This is a genomic window from Paraburkholderia sp. LEh10 (assembly GCF_017814945.1).
Classification (GTDB): Bacteria; Pseudomonadota; Gammaproteobacteria; order Burkholderiales; family Burkholderiaceae; genus Paraburkholderia.
In genome coordinates this window covers 47,526-61,755 of sequence record NZ_JAGIPX010000010.1, presented here as the reverse complement: position 1 = coordinate 61,755, position 14,230 = coordinate 47,526, and the positions used below count along the sequence as shown (strand labels likewise).

The following is a 14,230-nucleotide window of genomic DNA, read 5'->3' as shown; positions in this document are numbered from 1 at the left end:
AGCACACCAGAAGCTTCAATCGTCAAGCTTTCTTCTTCTCCGTTACCGCACTCACTGCGGCGCGCAGCGCGAGCAGATAGCTGTCCACGCCCAATCCGCAGATCTGCCCTTTCACGATTTCGGCGAATACGGAAAGATGCCGGAATGCCTCGCGTGCGTGGATGTTGGACATGTGAACCTCGATCACAGGCACGGTCAAAATCGCCAGTGCATCGCGAATACCGTAGCTGTAATGCGTCCAGGCGCCAGCGTTGATCAGCACAGCGTCCACACCGTCGATAAAAGCCTGATGGATACGCTCGCACATTTCGCCTTCGTGATTGGTCTGGAAACTCTCGACTTCCGCACCAAGCTCGCGGCCCAACGCCTGCAGCTTTGCGTCGATCTCGGCGAGCGTGACCGTTCCATACTGAACCGGGTCGCGCTTGCCGAACATATTGTGGTTGATGCCATGAAGCATGAGTACTTTCATTTCCGTCTCTCTCCAATATTGAGTTTCAGTCACGCGGTATTTCGACGACAGTGCCCGACGTTGCCGCAGTGACAATCGCTTCCGTGACGCGCAAGTTCTTGAGACCGTCGCGCGCAGACACTAAAGGCGCAACCTCACCTCGTGCAACCGCAGCAAAATGCTCCATCTGATGTTTGATGGGGTCGTCCCGAACCATGCCGACCACGCCGACCTCGAACGGCTTCCACCATGACCGGTCCTCGCGGCGAGGATACGTCTTCAGCCGCATGGTCGGAATACCCAGGCTTCCGTTCGTACCTGCGATGAGGTAACAGTCCTCGTCATCATATGTCGGATAGGCCTTGTTTTCCTGCGACGTCTGCTCCCAACTGCGCGCGCTGGCGGCCGTGTCCGAAAGCAGGAAGGTACCGAGCACGCCACTTTCGAATCGAAGATTGATAGCGACGGTATCCTCGACGGCAAATCCTCTCGTCGCATGCGATTTGAACGCCTGTACTGCGACGATGTCGCCACAGAGCATGCGAAGATTGTGCACCTCATGAATCATGTTCAGCAGGATCGGACCGGCCCCAATCTCCCGACGCCAGGGCGCATCGGCGAAATAGTGATCCGGCTTCAGGTACATCGCCGTCCCCGTCACGGCGACGAGACGTCCGAGCACGCCAGACTCGACGACCTGGCGGGCCTTCGCCATGATCGGACTATGCGCACGATGATGGCCAATCAAAATAGGCACATCCGCGTCCTCCACGGCATGCACCAGTGCCTCGGCGTCGGCGACAGTCGGCGCGATCGGCTTCTCCAGCAGCATCGGCACACCTGCTTCAAGCGATTGCTTTGCGTGCGCGACGTGAAGTTGATTTGGCGTCGCAAGCACAATGCCGTCCGGCTTGTCTTTCGTGAACAGTTCGTCCAGCGTTGCGTAAAGCGGGACGTTCGCCTTTTCCGCGACGTCCTTCGCAGCCGGCGACGGGTCGACGATAGCCGAAAGCGTGCAGGTACTGCTTGCGGCTGCCGCGCCGATATGCGCCTGTCCAATGTAGCCGGCTCCCGCGACGGCGATTCGAGTCTTGCTCATGCTTTGCTGCTCCTCAATGAATGCGTTCACGCACGTGCTCGCGCAAGAACTGGCGGATGTTTGGGCACTCAGCGCGAGCGAAACCGCGAAGGCAACGTCGGAATTGCCATAGGGGAAAAAAGAACGATGAGCGACGCAGCCGTCGCATAGATCAAGGAGTCGTTGTAGTCGAGCATTGAACCTATCCATCCGCGTGCAGCAGCCCAGCGCCGCTGTCTCGCGGCTTGCCCGTTGCGGGCTGCGTTGCTTGCCTGATGCTCCATTACCCGTCTCCTGTTTATTTGCGCGCGGACTCTCGACGCGCAGCCTCGTATCAGCAGAGATTAAAGGCAACTGTTGCACTTACAATGCATGCATCGTTCACTTCAATCCTTCCAGATCGTGAATAATGATTGGGATCTCGTCGACCTTCGTGTCTTCTGCCAGGTCGCCCGGCGCTCGAGCTTCGTCGCGGCCGCGACGGATCTGGGCATTTCACCTGCCTACGTCAGCAAGCGCGTAGCAGATCTGGAGCGCGCGCTGGGCGTGACGCTGTTTCATCGCACGACTCGCCATGTGCGAATCAGTGATGCCGGCGAAGCGGCCTATGCATGGGCGCGCAAGGTGCTCGACGCGGTGGAAGGACTGAACGACAGCGTGTCGCGAACGGACACTCGCCTGTCTGGCCAGTTGCGCATCAGCTCGAGTCTGCGGCTCGGGCGCAATCACCTTTCCCCGATCCTGGCGGAACTGCATCGCGAGCATCCCGATCTGGAAATATGGCTGGAACTGATGGACCGGAGTGTCGACCTGCTAGCTGAGGGATTTGACATCGATATACGGATGGGCGAAGTCTCCGAGCCGCATCTCGTCACTCATCTCGTTGTCGAGAATGCGCGGGTGCTTTGCGCCGCGCCCGAATACCTGGCGCGGCGTGGCGTGCCGAGGACGGTGGCCGAGCTGGCGAACCACGATTGTCTTCTCTACAGGGAGCGACATCAGACGTTTGGCGTGTGGCGACTACAAGGTCCTCAAGGAATCGAGTCGGTCAAGGTAACGGGATCAATCGGTTCAAACCACAGCGATATTGCGAGCAACTGGGCGCTGGCGGGGAACGGCATCATTCTTCTTTCCGGCTGGGATGTCGCTCACGCACTGAAGTCCGGCCAGCTCCAGCGGGTGCTGCCCGAATACCGGCAGGAAGCCAATGTCTGGGCGGTCACTGCCGCCAAGCTGCAGACCTCTCCGAAATTGCGCGCATGCACGCAATTTATCGTCAAGCGCTTGCGCAAAGGTCCATACGCTCTCGACACGTCGATTCGCTGAGTTCTCAAAGGCTCGTGAAGCCGCGAAGGTGGCGTGGCGTACGTCTGGAGTAAACAACAACCGGCACAGCGTTCGATACTGCTACATCCCCCACCTCAGCGACGGCGTATGCACGGGGCTATCCCAATGCCGCATCATGTCGTCGTCCATCACACATAAGGTGATCGATGCACCCGCCATTTCCAGCGAGGTCGTAAGCGAACCGACCTGCACGCGCGCGATCTTCAGGTCGCGCTGTTGCAGCCATGAGCGCGTGGAATTGAACAGCAGATAAAGTTCACCAAGCGGCGTGCCACCCAGCCCGTTGATCAGGACCAGCAATTCCGAATCCGCGCCCGGTTTGAGATCGGCGACAATGGCCGTCAGCAGTTCTCCCGCAATCGCATCGGCCGCTGCAAAGCGCGCGCGCCGCCGCCCCGGCTCGCCATGAATTCCCACGCCGACTTCGATTTCATCGTCGCCGATCTTGAACGTCGAGGTGCCCGCTGCGGGCACCGTGCAACTCGAAAACGCAACGCCCATCGACGCCGTATTCTTGTTGATCCGGTCGCCGAACGCCTTGCATTGTTCGAGGTCGGCGCCGCTTTCGGCAAGACTGCCCACCAGTTTCTCGACGATCACGGCACCCGCCACGCCGCGTCGCCCCGTCGTGTAGCTGGAGTTTTCGACGGCGACATCGTCGTTGATCAACACCATCGCATTCGGCAACTCCGACATCTCCGAGGCCATTTCGAAGTTCATCAGATCGCCAGAATAGTTCTTCACGATGAAGAGTGTTCCCGCGCCCGTATCGACGGCCTTTGCCGCAGCCATCATCTGGTCGGGGGTCGGCGACGTGAAGACCTGGCCCGGGCATGCTGCATCGAGCATCCCGTAGCCAACAAAGCCGCTATGCAAAGGCTCGTGTCCCGAGCCGCCGCCCGAGATCAACGCGACCTTGCCCGGCTTCAGTGTCTTGCGCCGCACGAATACGGGTTCCTGATTGAGCACGACAAGATCGCTGTGCGCGGCGGCGAACCCGGCGAGGCTCTCGGTCAGAAAATCGTCGACGTGGTTGATAAATTTCTTCATGGCCTACGCTCCTTTCATTCTCTGTCCTGCGCGAGCCGCGCGCACACTGCATCGATCATCAACTGGCTCGATCGCGCGCCGGGATCGATGTGACCACGCGAGCGCTCGCCGAGAAACGACGCGCGCCCCTTGGTCGCAAGCATGTCGCGGGTGGCGAGCATGCCCGCTTCGGCGACCTGGGGCAATACATCGAGTACGACCTCCGGCGCGGCTTCGCTGTCGGCCAGTTCGGCAAAGCGCGATGCCACGGGAATGAGCACGTCCATCATCGTCTTGCTGCCGATGCCGGCCTTGCCGCGCTGTGCAACGGCATCGACACCTGCCGCGAACATCCGCGCCGCGTCCCCGACGCTCAGCGCGTCCGCGCTTTGCGCGCCGGCCTTCGCCATGCCGTGCAGCAACGAAAAGAACAGCGGCCCCGACGAACCGCCAACCGTCGACAGCAGTTTCGACGCTGCGAGGTCCAACGCGGGTGCGAACGCCTCAGCCTCGATATCGGCGCGCATTGCAAGCAGCGCATCGGCACCGCGAAGCAGGTTGAAGATATGATCTCCGTCGCCGATCTGTTGATCAAGCGCTGCGATTTCATCCGTGTGTTCCTTCAGCGTGGCACGCGCAGCCTCGATGCACGCCATGACCGTTTTGCCGTTCATGCCGGAATCCTCCTGCCGTCGGAGCGGAAATAGAGAAGGCTGCGCGGCGGCAGCGACACGCCGACCGTTTGCCCTGGCGCGAAATTGCGCTCGGTCATCGTTGTCGCGACGATCGCGGTGCCGTCGCGGTCGAGAATCAATAGATGCCTGAGCGGCGAGTACTCGAGCACGCGAAGGTTGAGCACGTCGCGCGTATCGGGCGTGTGCAGAACAATGTCTTCAGGACGGATCGCGACCGTCGAGGTGCCCGCCGGCATCGCTGCCGGATCGAACAGTGCGGGCGGCAGCAGGTTGATGGGCGGCGAGCCGAGACGTTGCGCGGCGCTGAGCGACGCAGGGTTGCCGTACACTTCGCGCGGCGTGCCTATCTGCACGATGCGGCCATGTTCGAGTATGCCGATGCGATCCGCGAGCGTCGTCGCTTCGACCTGATCGTGCGTGACGTAGATGATCGTCGCGCCGATCGTGCGATGCAGCCGCTTCAATTCGATCCGCAGTTCTTCGCGCAGCTTCGCGTCGAGCGACGACAGCGGCTCGTCCATCAGGAAGACCTTCGGCTGACGCACGAGCGCGCGGCCGATCGCCACGCGCTGCATTTCGCCGCCCGACAGATGCGTCGCCATGTTGCCGAGCTTGGACTCCATGTGCAGCATCTGCGCCACCTCTTGCACGCGCGCCGTCACTTCCGCCTCGCTCACGCGCCGTCGCGGCGAACGCAATGGAAAGGCGAGATTGCCGAATACGGTGAGGTGGGGATACAGCGAATACTGCTGAAAAATAAACGCGACGTCGCGATCGGCCGGATGCGAATCCGTCGCCGCTTCCCCATCGATGAATATCCCGCCCGCGTCCGGCCGCTCAAGGCCGGCGATCAGCCGCAGCGTCGTCGTCTTGCCTGCGCCGCTCGGTCCGAGCAACACGACGAACTCCCCCTCCTTCACGTCGATCGATACATCGTCGACGGCAACGATATCGCCGAAGCGCTTCGTCACATGCTGCAAGCGAATGTCAGACATACGCGCCCCCTTTGCCGTTTCCGTTGACGGCCATTTGAAGCGCGGCGCCCGGAAGCAGTTTGCCGCTGGCTGCGTCATAAAGCAGCGTGCGTTCCCTGCGAAACGACAGACCGACCTGCGAGCCGGCCGCGCGCCCTTCGTCCTTGCCAACCCTCACGCGCACGATGCCAAGCGGCGTCTCGACGACGAGGATCTGATGCGAGCCGAGATACTCGTCGGCGATCACACGGCCGCGCAAAACTCCGTGCTCGTCGATCAGCACGTGCTCGGGCCGGATGCCTAGCAGCACCTTTTCGGCGCACGCGTCAGTACGCGGCACGGGCACCCATGCGCCGCCCAGCGAGATCTGTTCCGTGCCCGCTTCGACGCCGCTGTCCACGGGCAGAAAGTTCATCGGCGGGCTGCCGATGAAATTGCCGACGAAAACGGTGGCGGGATAGTGATAGATCTCGTGCGGCGACGCGGACTGCAATACTTCGCCCTGACTCATCACGACGATATCGTCGGCCATCGCCATCGCCTCGCTTTGATCGTGCGTCACGTAGACGGTTGTCGCGTTGAGCGCGTTGTGCAGCTTGCGCAGTTCGAGGCACATCAGCTCGCGGAAATCGGCATCGAGCGTGCCGAGCGGCTCGTCCATCAAAAAGGCCTTCGGATGCCGGACGATCGCGCGGCCCAAAGCGACACGCTGACGGTCGCCGCCGGACAGTCCACCCGTCTTGCGCTCGAGTATCGATCCGATGCGCAGCATACGGGCGGCGGATTCGACACGCGTCGCTATTTCCCGGCGCGAAATGCCTTCGTTTTTCAGCGGAAATGCGATGTTGTTGCGCACGCTCATATGCGGATAGAGCGCGAACATCTGGAACACGAATGCGATGTCGCGCTGACGCGCGCGCAGCGCCGTGACATCTTCGCCGTCGATATGAATCTGTCCCGACGTCGGCAATTCGAGTCCGGCGATCATGCGCAATGTGGTTGTCTTGCCGCAGCCGGAAGGTCCGAGCAGCACGACGAAGCGGCCCGCGTTCACCGTCAGATTCGTATTGCGCACGGCCGTGAAGTCGCCGAAACGTTTGTGGAGATTGGAAAGAACGATCGTCGACATGGCTCAGTCCCGAAAATGACTCGTCACGACGAAAGCCAGCGCGCCCACCAGAATCACGGGAAACGACCAGGTGTAGAGATCGACGGTGAACGGCTGAACGAGCATCGCGATGCCGACGCCGATCAGCACCGTCGAAGCGCCTTCCCAGTAGCGCCGGCGAAAGAGACGGCGGCGTGGCATCGCAGGTTGCGCTTTCATTTGCGTACCGCTCCGAAAGTGATGCCGCGCAACAGGTGCTTGCGCAGCACGACGGTGAAGATCAGGATCGGCAGCACGAACAAGGTCGTGGCAGCCGCGACGGCTGGCCAGTCCTGACCGCCCTCGCCGATGATGAACGGGATGAACGGCGGCATCGTCTGCGCGTCGCCGCTCGTCAGCAACAACGCAAACGCGTACTCGTTCCACGCGAAGATCAGACAGAAAATCGCCGTGGCGGCAATTCCGGTGATCGCCTGCGGCAGCACGACCTTGATGAACGCCTGCAAGCGCGTATAACCGTCGACGAGCGCGGCTTCTTCGTATTCGCGCGGTATCTCGTCGATGAAGCCCTTGAGCAGCCACACTGCCAGCGAAACATTCACCGCCGTGTACAGCACGATCATTCCCAGGTAGCTGTCGGCCAGCCCGAGCGCACGGTACATCAGATAGATGGGAATCGCGACGGCAATGGGCGGCATCATCCGTGTCGACAGAATGAAGAACAGCAGGTCGTCGGCCAGCGGCACCTTGAAGCGCGAGAACGCATACGCGGCCAGCGTGCCGAGAAACACGGCAAGAAACGTCGAGCCAAAGCCGATCACAAGCGAATTGACGAAACGCGGCACGACCTTCGACGGCCCCGCGATCACCATATTGCGCCTGCGCACATCGCGGTCATACCAGGTCTGCGCGGGAGGCAGGCTCGCGATGAATTCCGGCGTCTGCCGCGAACGGATCGTGAACAGGTTCACGTAGCCTTCCATCGACGGCTGGAACACCACGACGGGCGGGTACGCAATCGCGTCCTCCTGCGTCTTGAAGCTCGTCAGGATGATCCACACGATCGGCAACGTCGCAACCAGCGCATACGCGATCACGACAACGGCGGCAAAGGTCTTGCCGCGCGGCGAAGCCGCCACCACGGATTGTTGAAGGGCAAGGTCTGTCATCGCTGTTTCACCTTGTTGAGTGCCTTCACATAGATATTCGCGGCGCCGAACACGACGACGAACAGAATGATCGCCAGCGCCGACGAATAGCCCGTTTGCCACTTCTCGAATGCAGCGCGTTTGAGCGTGATCGACACGGTTTCAGTCACGGAACCCGGACCGCCCGAAGTCAGCAGATTCACCATGTCGAACATCTTGAAGTTCTCGATGACACGAAACAGGACCGCGAGCATCAGGAACGGCAGCGTCATCGGCAGCGTGATCGACCAGAACTGACGCCACGGCGAAGCACGGTCTACTTCGGCCGCTTCGTAGATGTAGTCGGGAATCGAGCGCAGGCCGGCAAGGCAGATCAGCATCACATAGGGCGTCCACATCCATGTGTCGACCATGACGATGGTCCACGGCGCGAGCGGCACGTCGCCTATCATCTGGAACGAGTTGGGCGCAATGCCCGTGAAGAAGCTGACGATGTCGTTGAACAGTCCCGTTTGAGGTTGCAGCAGGAACGTCCAGAAGTTGCCGACCACGGCGGGAGACAACATCATCGGCAGCAGGATCAGTGTCGTCCAGAAGCTATGGCCGCGAAACTGCCGGTTGATCAGCAGCGCAAGTCCGAACCCGAGCAGGACTTCGAGCCCGACCGACCAGAACACGAAGCGCGCGGTGACCTGCATTGCGTACCAGATGTCTTCGTCGGTGAGGATGTCCGTATAGTTGCCGAGGCCGACAAAGCGCGCCGGCACGCTCGGCATGTTCGACTTGAAGTTCGTGAACGACAGCCGCAGCGCCCAGATCAACGGAAAAATGTTGATCGCAAGCAGCAGGATGATGGTCGGAAGAATGAACAGCCAGGCGATTGTCCGATCGGACAGCCCATGCAGGCGCGCCGCCGCGCGCGCCTGCGTTTTGGCCTGCAACCCTTCCGGAGGAAAAGGCTTGTTTGCCAACATGCCCTGACTCCTTTGCACGAACGGGCGACCTCACTCAGCCGGCCGCTCCATGCGTTGAGGTCTCTGGAGCTTCAGTTCTTCCCTTCTGCCTTGAAGACCTTGTTCCAGTCCTTGACGAGCAGATCCAGCGCTTCTTTAGCCGTGCCTTTGTCGGCCACCACATAGTCGTGCACGCGCTTCTGCATGTCGAGCAGCAACTCCGCGTAAGCCGGTTCCGCCCAGAAGTCCTTGACGATCGACATCGACTTCAGGAAGGCAGGCGCGAACGGCGCGCTCTTTGGAAAGTCCGGCGCATCCACGACCGACTTCGCCGCCGAATAGCCGCCGAGTTGCCACCATTTCTTCTGCACGTCGCCTTGCGAAAACCACTTGATGTATTCGAGCGCGTCCGCCTTATGATCCGAATACGAAACGACGGAGATGCCCTGCCCGCCGAGTTGCGTGAACTGACTCGTTTCCTTCGGATTGACGAAGAAGCCGATCTTGTCGCCGCCTACATTCGGATCTTTATACAGTCCGGGGAAAAATGCGAACCAGTTCATCTGCATTGCTACCTGGCCGGATTTGAACGCATCCAGTCCTTCCTGCATGTACGCGTTCGTCATGCCGGGCGCGGTGCAGCATTTATAAAGCGCCTTATAGAATTCGAGCCCCTTGACCGCACCGGGCGAATTCACGAAACCATCGAGGTGATACGGCTTCTTTGGATCCTGATACTCGAAGCCGTAGTTGTACAGCATGTTCGTCACGCCCATGGTGATGCCTTCCGAGCCGCGCTCCGTGAAGATATACACGCCGTACACGGTCTTGCCGTCGATCTTGCGTCCCTGGAAGAATTCGGCCGTTTGCTTGAGTTCATCCATCGTAGTCGGCGGTTCGAGTTCGCGTTTGTATTTCTGCTTGAACTCGGCGCGCAGTTCAGGTCTCGCAAACCAGTCTTTCCGGTACGTCCATCCCACCGCGTCCGCCATCGCGGGCAACGCCCAGTAGTTCGGCGTGTTCTTCGGCCATTCCGCGTAACCGACGACGGTTGCCGGCACGAAGTCATCCATCGATATCTTGTTCTTCGCGAAGAAATCGTTGAGCTTGACGTAGTGGCCGTTGACGGCCGCACCACCAATCCACTGACTGTCGCCGATGATCAGGTCGCACAGTTTGCCGTGCGAATTGAGCTCGTTCAGAAAGCGGTCCGCGTAGCTCGTCCACGGAACGAACTCGAACTTCATTGCAATGCCGGTTTTAGCGGTGAAATCTTTAGATAATTCGACGAGTGCGTTAGCGGGATCCCAGGCGGCCCAACACAGCGTCAACTGCTTGCCTTGCGCGTGCGCTGCCGAGCCGAAGCAAAAACCCAGCGACGCCAGTACCGTCGCGATTACCCTTGCTGACGTAAGACGTAACATTTGTCTTCTCCTTGTCTCTGTCGGGTCTCCAACCTGATGACAGACAGCGCCCATGCGCCAGGCGCTGTATTCGGGCTCCTGCGGATTCAGACGGCTGTCCGCGTGTCGCGAGCGTCAGGCATGCGCATTCTCACGAAGATAAATTCGGGTTTCGGGCGTCGGGATGCCTAGCACACCACGCACGTCGTTCAGGAAATTGATGGCCGCGAGACCGGCCCAATGGACGATGCCGCGCACATCCTGGTCGAGGATCACGTCGATCGCGCGCGCGGACAATTGCTCGCGCGTGTCGGCCGTACATTCGTGGCCGATCAGAACGACGCGCGCCTTGTCGCCCGACTCCTGCAACGCGGACGCAATGCCGGAAATGCCGCCCCCCGTCACGTAGACGCCGACGAGATCCGGGTGTCCGGCAATCAGCCCTTGAACGGCGAGGCCAGCGCTATCGTCGTCTTCGGCGAAATCGGGTTCGGTGACCCAGCGCAGGTTGCGAAAGTCTTCTTCGAGAACCTGAGAGAAGCCCGTACGACGCTCGAGCTGATCGTGCAGTCGTGACGATGCCGACAGCACCGCGACGGTACCAATGCGAGATCCGACGAAACGGCCCATCAGCAAGCCAGCCGTTCGTCCCGCGATGCGGTTGTCGACGCCGACATACGCCGCGCGGGCACTCGACGGCAAATCGGAGAACACCGTGACGACGGGCATGTTCGCATCGGTCATGTCCTGGATCATCCGCACGACCCACGGGTAGTCGAGCGGCACGAGCACGAGCGCGTCGTAGTCGATCAGTTGCTGGGAGAAGGAAGCGGCATCGCGCTGGCTCGACAGGTCGCATCGATAAAACGACGGGACGATGCGATGCTCGCGAAAGAAACTGGCCGACAGCGCGATATCGCGCTCGACCTGATCGAGAAAGCGGGAGTTGATTTGCGGAAGAACGAACGCGACGCGAAATGACGTGGCTTTTGCGGGACGACCACGGCTTGCGCGCTCGTCACGCAATGTCGCGAGCGCGAGATGTACGCGTTCGGCTGTTTCCGGGCGCACGCCCTGGTCGTCGCGCAGCACACGATCGACGGTGGCAACGCTCACGCCGGCACGACGCGCAATCATCATACGGGTAGCCGGCATGGGTCTCCTCTCGCGCCTGGCAAAGAGTCGTTTTGTTAATTGAAAATAGTTTTTCCAGCGGAGAATGCAAGGTTTTTTGCTGGGTTAAATGCATCATTTTTGATGGCAGTGCGCAGCGGCAATTCTCCGCAAGCGCTTAAGTACGAGTAGCGAACCCGTCCGTATCCGTTCTTGCCGTAGTACGAATAGCCGCGGAAATACGAGGTGAAACTGTTCCTCGACTGCGAATGACGACGTATGGGTGAACGGCGAGTTCGGCGATCAGCAAACGAGTCAATCACCGCGCGTGAGTATTCGCGACCCGGTACGTTCCCCTTCCCGCCTGCTTCGCGCTGTAGAGCGCCTCGTCCGCGCGCCGTATCAGACGGTCGACGGAATCGTCGTTCGCCGCTATCGCGATGCCGACGCTCGTGCCGATGCTGACGGCTTGTCCCGACGACAGGTGGTACGGCATCGCAATGTCGCGGATCACGCGCTGGGCCAGCGCGACAGCGGCGGGCAGCGTCGTGTGATCGGCGACGATCGCGAACTCGTCGCCGCCCAGACGCGCGACCAGTTCGCCCGGCCGAAGGGTCTGCGTCAGCCGCGCCGCGACCGTCTCCAGCACCTCGTCGCCCGCGCAATGGCCGAGCCTGTCGTTGACCTGCTTGAAGCCGTCGAGATCGAGATACATCATCGCGATCGATTGCCCGTTGCCGCCCTCCGATGCCCTGAGGAACTGTTCGAGCCGGTCGCGCAACTCGCGGCGGTTCGGCAGGCCCGTCAGCGAATCATGCCGCGCGAGATGCAGGATCTTGGCCTCGGTCAGGCGGCGCTGCGTCACGTCCTCGATGATGATGATCGCGGAGCCGTCGGGCACCGGGTTGCGCGTCAATTCGAGCTGACGGCCATCGCGCAGTTCGACGTCCATCGGGCTGCGCTCGTCGCCGAGCCACACGGCGAACCGTTCGATGAGCCGCTTGTGCAGCGTCTCGCCGAACTGCGCGATACCCACATGGCCGATGAACTCGGGCAGCGGCACGTTGAGCTTGAGCATCTCGACAGTCGCGCCGAACAGTTCCGCCGTGCGCCGGTTGGCAATGACGACCTTGCCTGCTTCGTCGACGGTGCACAGTCCATGTGGCATATAGGCCAAGGCAGCGTCGAACCGGGCCGCCAGCTCGGCGTGCCGCTGCTCGGCCGTCATCAGGGCGACCAGCCCCGTGTAGTGACGCCGCACGACCGAGACCATCGCCGCGTTGTACGCGATGAGGGGCGGCACGAGTATCCACGAGCCGCTCTCCGGAGCAAGCACCGCACCTATCGCGATGGGCGCGGTGCCGAGGAAGATCTGCACAATCGCGAGCCGCGGCAGCGCTGCATTGCGCGACGCGATGCCGCCCAGAATGCCCGCGGCCACCATGATCGCAAGCGCGGCCAGTTCCTTGTCCGAAGACAGAAAGCACGCCATCGTGCCGAGGCCCAGCAGCAGGCACGCGATCAGGCCTAAGGGCGCGTAGCGGGCGGCCCACGGCGCGGGATGGACGACGCCCGTCCGGCTGCGCGCGAGGTAAGTGCGCACGATCGAGAGCCGCGCCGCCAGCACCGCGACATCCGCGATCAGCCAAAGCGCCGTCCACTGCTGTTGCAGACGAAAGCACGCGACGCCAGCCACGAACGCGCTCGAAATGCCCGACAGGAACAGCGGCCACGCGTTGTCGAACAGCGCGGAAAGCAACGCGGCGCGCACGGACGGGCTGACGACGGCTTGCCCACGCGTCGGCGTCGCCAGCAAGGGATCGAAGATGGACGTGTTCTCTGACATGGCTCGGCCGTGGTCAAGACGCTGCATGGGTGCATTCCGGCGCTTTGCGAAGCACCCCTCGCTCTCTGGGCTAACGGCCTGAAAATCTGTTTCTTGAGGGAGGTACACGCGAAGTGATGCGCGAAGTGATGCGCCGGGTGACGCATCATGCCCTGATTGACGGTTTCGTGCTGGCGGGCGCGATGCCCGGCGGGCTCGCGTGATCGTGAGGCAGCGACGCAAGCGGCGTCAGCGATGAACGTCGCCGTCGCTGGCCGGCAACGCGAATCCCCTGACCTCCTGCCGATCTTGCAGATTCACTGCGGCAATGACCGTGCCGCGCGGAATGAGGATTTTCAATCCGTCATGCTCCGCCTCGCACAGGCTTTCGGTTGCGTCGAAGGTGTCACAGACCAACTGGCTCCAATCGTCCCGTTTCCCGTGCTCCCTGAATACATCGGGTGAAACGTCGCGCCAGTAAGCGCCATGCAGAATGACGAGCCATGTCATCGCGACCTCACTCTCGGTTGAGCATGTCGATCGACTGCTCGCTGCCTAATTCCGGACCGACCAGACGCCGGGCGGATCGCCATCGCGTGTGTTTCGCCGCATCGCGTTGCCGCAAACGGTGCACCGGTACTCGTCATAGAGTTTCGCTGGATGCGTCGCCGAGCCGCTGATACGCGAGCCCGTCACGCCCAGATCGCCGTGAGGCGGCTTCGACGAAGGTTCTCCCACCAATGCCTTGCATGCCGCGCATGGAGTCATGGAAATTTCCCGCGAAAGCGCATGCCGCCTCACCTCGCCGCATCACAACAGTCTTCAACTCTTTCTGGACGTCTTGGCGACGAAAGGGGTCGGCGCATGCTGCACCTTCTCACTGCCGCATTTGGGGCATTTCAGCTGCACCGTTGCGTGTTCCGCGACGTGCTCGGCATGTTCGAACGTTTCACCACAACTTTGGCAACGATACTGATAGGTCGGCATGCTGATCTCCAATGCGAATGAATGGGACGCGGGCGCGAGGTCTGCACTGCCGCGCGCTTCGCGGGGCAGTAACTCATTCTAGGTCGGCGTGCGAAAACATCGATAACGTCCAGGGTTTT

The 14,230-nt window shown here is 61.1% G+C and carries 15 protein-coding genes; 1 reads left to right on the top strand and 14 read right to left on the bottom strand.

The window, feature by feature from the left end; all coding sequences use genetic code 11:
* Window positions 1–22 precede the first annotated feature (22 nt).
* Together aroQ and J8I87_RS10925 are read right to left on the bottom strand one after the other, a co-directional pair.
* A complete protein-coding gene (aroQ, locus tag J8I87_RS10930) occupies window positions 23–472 on the bottom strand; it encodes a type II 3-dehydroquinate dehydratase (RefSeq protein WP_209931573.1) in 450 nt (149 codons plus the stop codon).
* Window positions 473–497: 25 nt separating this feature from the next.
* Window positions 498–1,550 (bottom strand): Gfo/Idh/MocA family protein, encoded by a 1,053-nt coding sequence (locus J8I87_RS10925; RefSeq protein WP_209931572.1) that lies wholly within the window; start codon window positions 1,548–1,550, stop codon window positions 498–500.
* A gap of 351 nt (window positions 1,551–1,901) precedes the next feature.
* On the opposite strand from J8I87_RS10925, the gene J8I87_RS10920 reads away from it, so the two are divergent.
* A complete protein-coding gene (locus J8I87_RS10920) occupies window positions 1,902–2,855 on the top strand; it encodes a LysR substrate-binding domain-containing protein (protein WP_209931468.1) in 954 nt (317 codons plus the stop codon).
* 81 nt (window positions 2,856–2,936) lie between these two features.
* On the opposite strand, the gene dhaK is transcribed toward J8I87_RS10920, so the two are convergent.
* From dhaK to J8I87_RS10860, 12 genes are all read right to left on the bottom strand, one after another.
* Complete coding sequence (gene dhaK, locus J8I87_RS10915; RefSeq protein ID WP_209931467.1) at window positions 2,937–3,926, bottom strand: dihydroxyacetone kinase subunit DhaK; 990 nt, start codon at window positions 3,924–3,926, stop codon at window positions 2,937–2,939.
* 14 nt (window positions 3,927–3,940) lie between these two features.
* The gene (gene dhaL, locus J8I87_RS10910; RefSeq protein ID WP_209931466.1) at window positions 3,941–4,579 is read right to left on the bottom strand and encodes a dihydroxyacetone kinase subunit DhaL; all 639 of its coding nucleotides are present in this window, start codon (window positions 4,577–4,579) and stop codon (window positions 3,941–3,943) included.
* Window positions 4,576–5,595 carry an ABC transporter ATP-binding protein gene (locus J8I87_RS10905; RefSeq protein ID WP_209931465.1) on the bottom strand — a complete coding sequence of 340 codons (1,020 nt, stop codon included), beginning with the start codon at window positions 5,593–5,595 and terminating at the stop codon, window positions 4,576–4,578. Before J8I87_RS10905 ends, dhaL begins: the two co-directional genes overlap by 4 nt.
* Window positions 5,588–6,703, bottom strand: coding sequence for an ABC transporter ATP-binding protein (locus J8I87_RS10900; RefSeq protein WP_209931464.1), 1,116 nt, complete (start codon window positions 6,701–6,703; stop codon window positions 5,588–5,590). The genes J8I87_RS10905 and J8I87_RS10900 overlap by 8 nt, the downstream gene beginning before the upstream one ends.
* Before the next feature lie 3 nt (window positions 6,704–6,706).
* On the bottom strand, window positions 6,707–6,901 hold the full coding sequence (locus J8I87_RS10895; RefSeq protein WP_209931463.1) for a hypothetical protein: 195 nt from the start codon (window positions 6,899–6,901) through the stop codon (window positions 6,707–6,709).
* Window positions 6,898–7,851, bottom strand: a complete 954-nt coding sequence (locus tag J8I87_RS10890) for a carbohydrate ABC transporter permease (RefSeq protein ID WP_209931462.1) — start codon at window positions 7,849–7,851, stop codon at window positions 6,898–6,900. Before J8I87_RS10890 ends, J8I87_RS10895 begins: the two co-directional genes overlap by 4 nt.
* Window positions 7,848–8,804, bottom strand: coding sequence for a carbohydrate ABC transporter permease (locus J8I87_RS10885; RefSeq protein ID WP_209931461.1), 957 nt, complete (start codon window positions 8,802–8,804; stop codon window positions 7,848–7,850). The genes J8I87_RS10890 and J8I87_RS10885 overlap by 4 nt, the downstream gene beginning before the upstream one ends.
* A gap of 71 nt (window positions 8,805–8,875) precedes the next feature.
* Entirely contained in the window at window positions 8,876–10,207 is a 1,332-nt protein-coding gene (locus J8I87_RS10880) for an ABC transporter substrate-binding protein (RefSeq protein ID WP_209931460.1), read from the bottom strand.
* Window positions 10,208–10,321: 114 nt separating this feature from the next.
* The gene (locus J8I87_RS10875) at window positions 10,322–11,341 is read right to left on the bottom strand and encodes a LacI family DNA-binding transcriptional regulator (RefSeq protein WP_209931459.1); all 1,020 of its coding nucleotides are present in this window, start codon (window positions 11,339–11,341) and stop codon (window positions 10,322–10,324) included.
* A 277-nt stretch (window positions 11,342–11,618) separates the two neighbouring features.
* The gene (locus tag J8I87_RS10870) at window positions 11,619–13,145 is read right to left on the bottom strand and encodes a sensor domain-containing diguanylate cyclase (protein ID WP_209931458.1); all 1,527 of its coding nucleotides are present in this window, start codon (window positions 13,143–13,145) and stop codon (window positions 11,619–11,621) included.
* A gap of 228 nt (window positions 13,146–13,373) precedes the next feature.
* A complete protein-coding gene (locus tag J8I87_RS10865) occupies window positions 13,374–13,634 on the bottom strand; it encodes a hypothetical protein (RefSeq protein WP_209931457.1) in 261 nt (86 codons plus the stop codon).
* Window positions 13,635–13,946: 312 nt separating this feature from the next.
* Window positions 13,947–14,111: a zinc ribbon domain-containing protein gene (locus tag J8I87_RS10860; protein WP_209931456.1), complete on the bottom strand. Its 165-nt coding sequence runs from the start codon at window positions 14,109–14,111 to the stop codon at window positions 13,947–13,949.
* Between the last annotated feature and the right edge of the window lie 119 nt (window positions 14,112–14,230).

What these genes read in the sequence shown, in the direction of transcription:
- J8I87_RS10875 (WP_209931459.1), bottom strand. Translation starts at nt 11,341, where the DNA reads ATGCCGGCTACCCGTATGATGATTGCGCGTCGTGCCGGCGTGAGCGTT.
- J8I87_RS10885 (WP_209931461.1), bottom strand. Translation starts at nt 8,804, where the DNA reads ATGTTGGCAAACAAGCCTTTTCCTCCGGAAGGGTTGCAGGCCAAAACG.
- dhaK (WP_209931467.1), bottom strand. Translation starts at nt 3,926, where the DNA reads ATGAAGAAATTTATCAACCACGTCGACGATTTTCTGACCGAGAGCCTC.
- dhaL (WP_209931466.1), bottom strand. Translation starts at nt 4,579, where the DNA reads ATGAACGGCAAAACGGTCATGGCGTGCATCGAGGCTGCGCGTGCCACG.
- J8I87_RS10900 (WP_209931464.1), bottom strand. Translation starts at nt 6,703, where the DNA reads ATGTCGACGATCGTTCTTTCCAATCTCCACAAACGTTTCGGCGACTTC.
- J8I87_RS10890 (WP_209931462.1), bottom strand. Translation starts at nt 7,851, where the DNA reads ATGACAGACCTTGCCCTTCAACAATCCGTGGTGGCGGCTTCGCCGCGC.
- J8I87_RS10895 (WP_209931463.1), bottom strand. Translation starts at nt 6,901, where the DNA reads ATGAAAGCGCAACCTGCGATGCCACGCCGCCGTCTCTTTCGCCGGCGC.
- J8I87_RS10860 (WP_209931456.1), bottom strand. Translation starts at nt 14,111, where the DNA reads ATGCCGACCTATCAGTATCGTTGCCAAAGTTGTGGTGAAACGTTCGAA.
- J8I87_RS10865 (WP_209931457.1), bottom strand. Translation starts at nt 13,634, where the DNA reads ATGACATGGCTCGTCATTCTGCATGGCGCTTACTGGCGCGACGTTTCA.
- J8I87_RS10925 (WP_209931572.1), bottom strand. Translation starts at nt 1,550, where the DNA reads ATGAGCAAGACTCGAATCGCCGTCGCGGGAGCCGGCTACATTGGACAG.
- J8I87_RS10880 (WP_209931460.1), bottom strand. Translation starts at nt 10,207, where the DNA reads ATGTTACGTCTTACGTCAGCAAGGGTAATCGCGACGGTACTGGCGTCG.
- J8I87_RS10920 (WP_209931468.1), top strand. Translation starts at nt 1,902, where the DNA reads ATGCATCGTTCACTTCAATCCTTCCAGATCGTGAATAATGATTGGGAT.
- J8I87_RS10870 (WP_209931458.1), bottom strand. Translation starts at nt 13,145, where the DNA reads ATGTCAGAGAACACGTCCATCTTCGATCCCTTGCTGGCGACGCCGACG.
- aroQ (WP_209931573.1), bottom strand. Translation starts at nt 472, where the DNA reads ATGAAAGTACTCATGCTTCATGGCATCAACCACAATATGTTCGGCAAG.
- J8I87_RS10905 (WP_209931465.1), bottom strand. Translation starts at nt 5,595, where the DNA reads ATGTCTGACATTCGCTTGCAGCATGTGACGAAGCGCTTCGGCGATATC.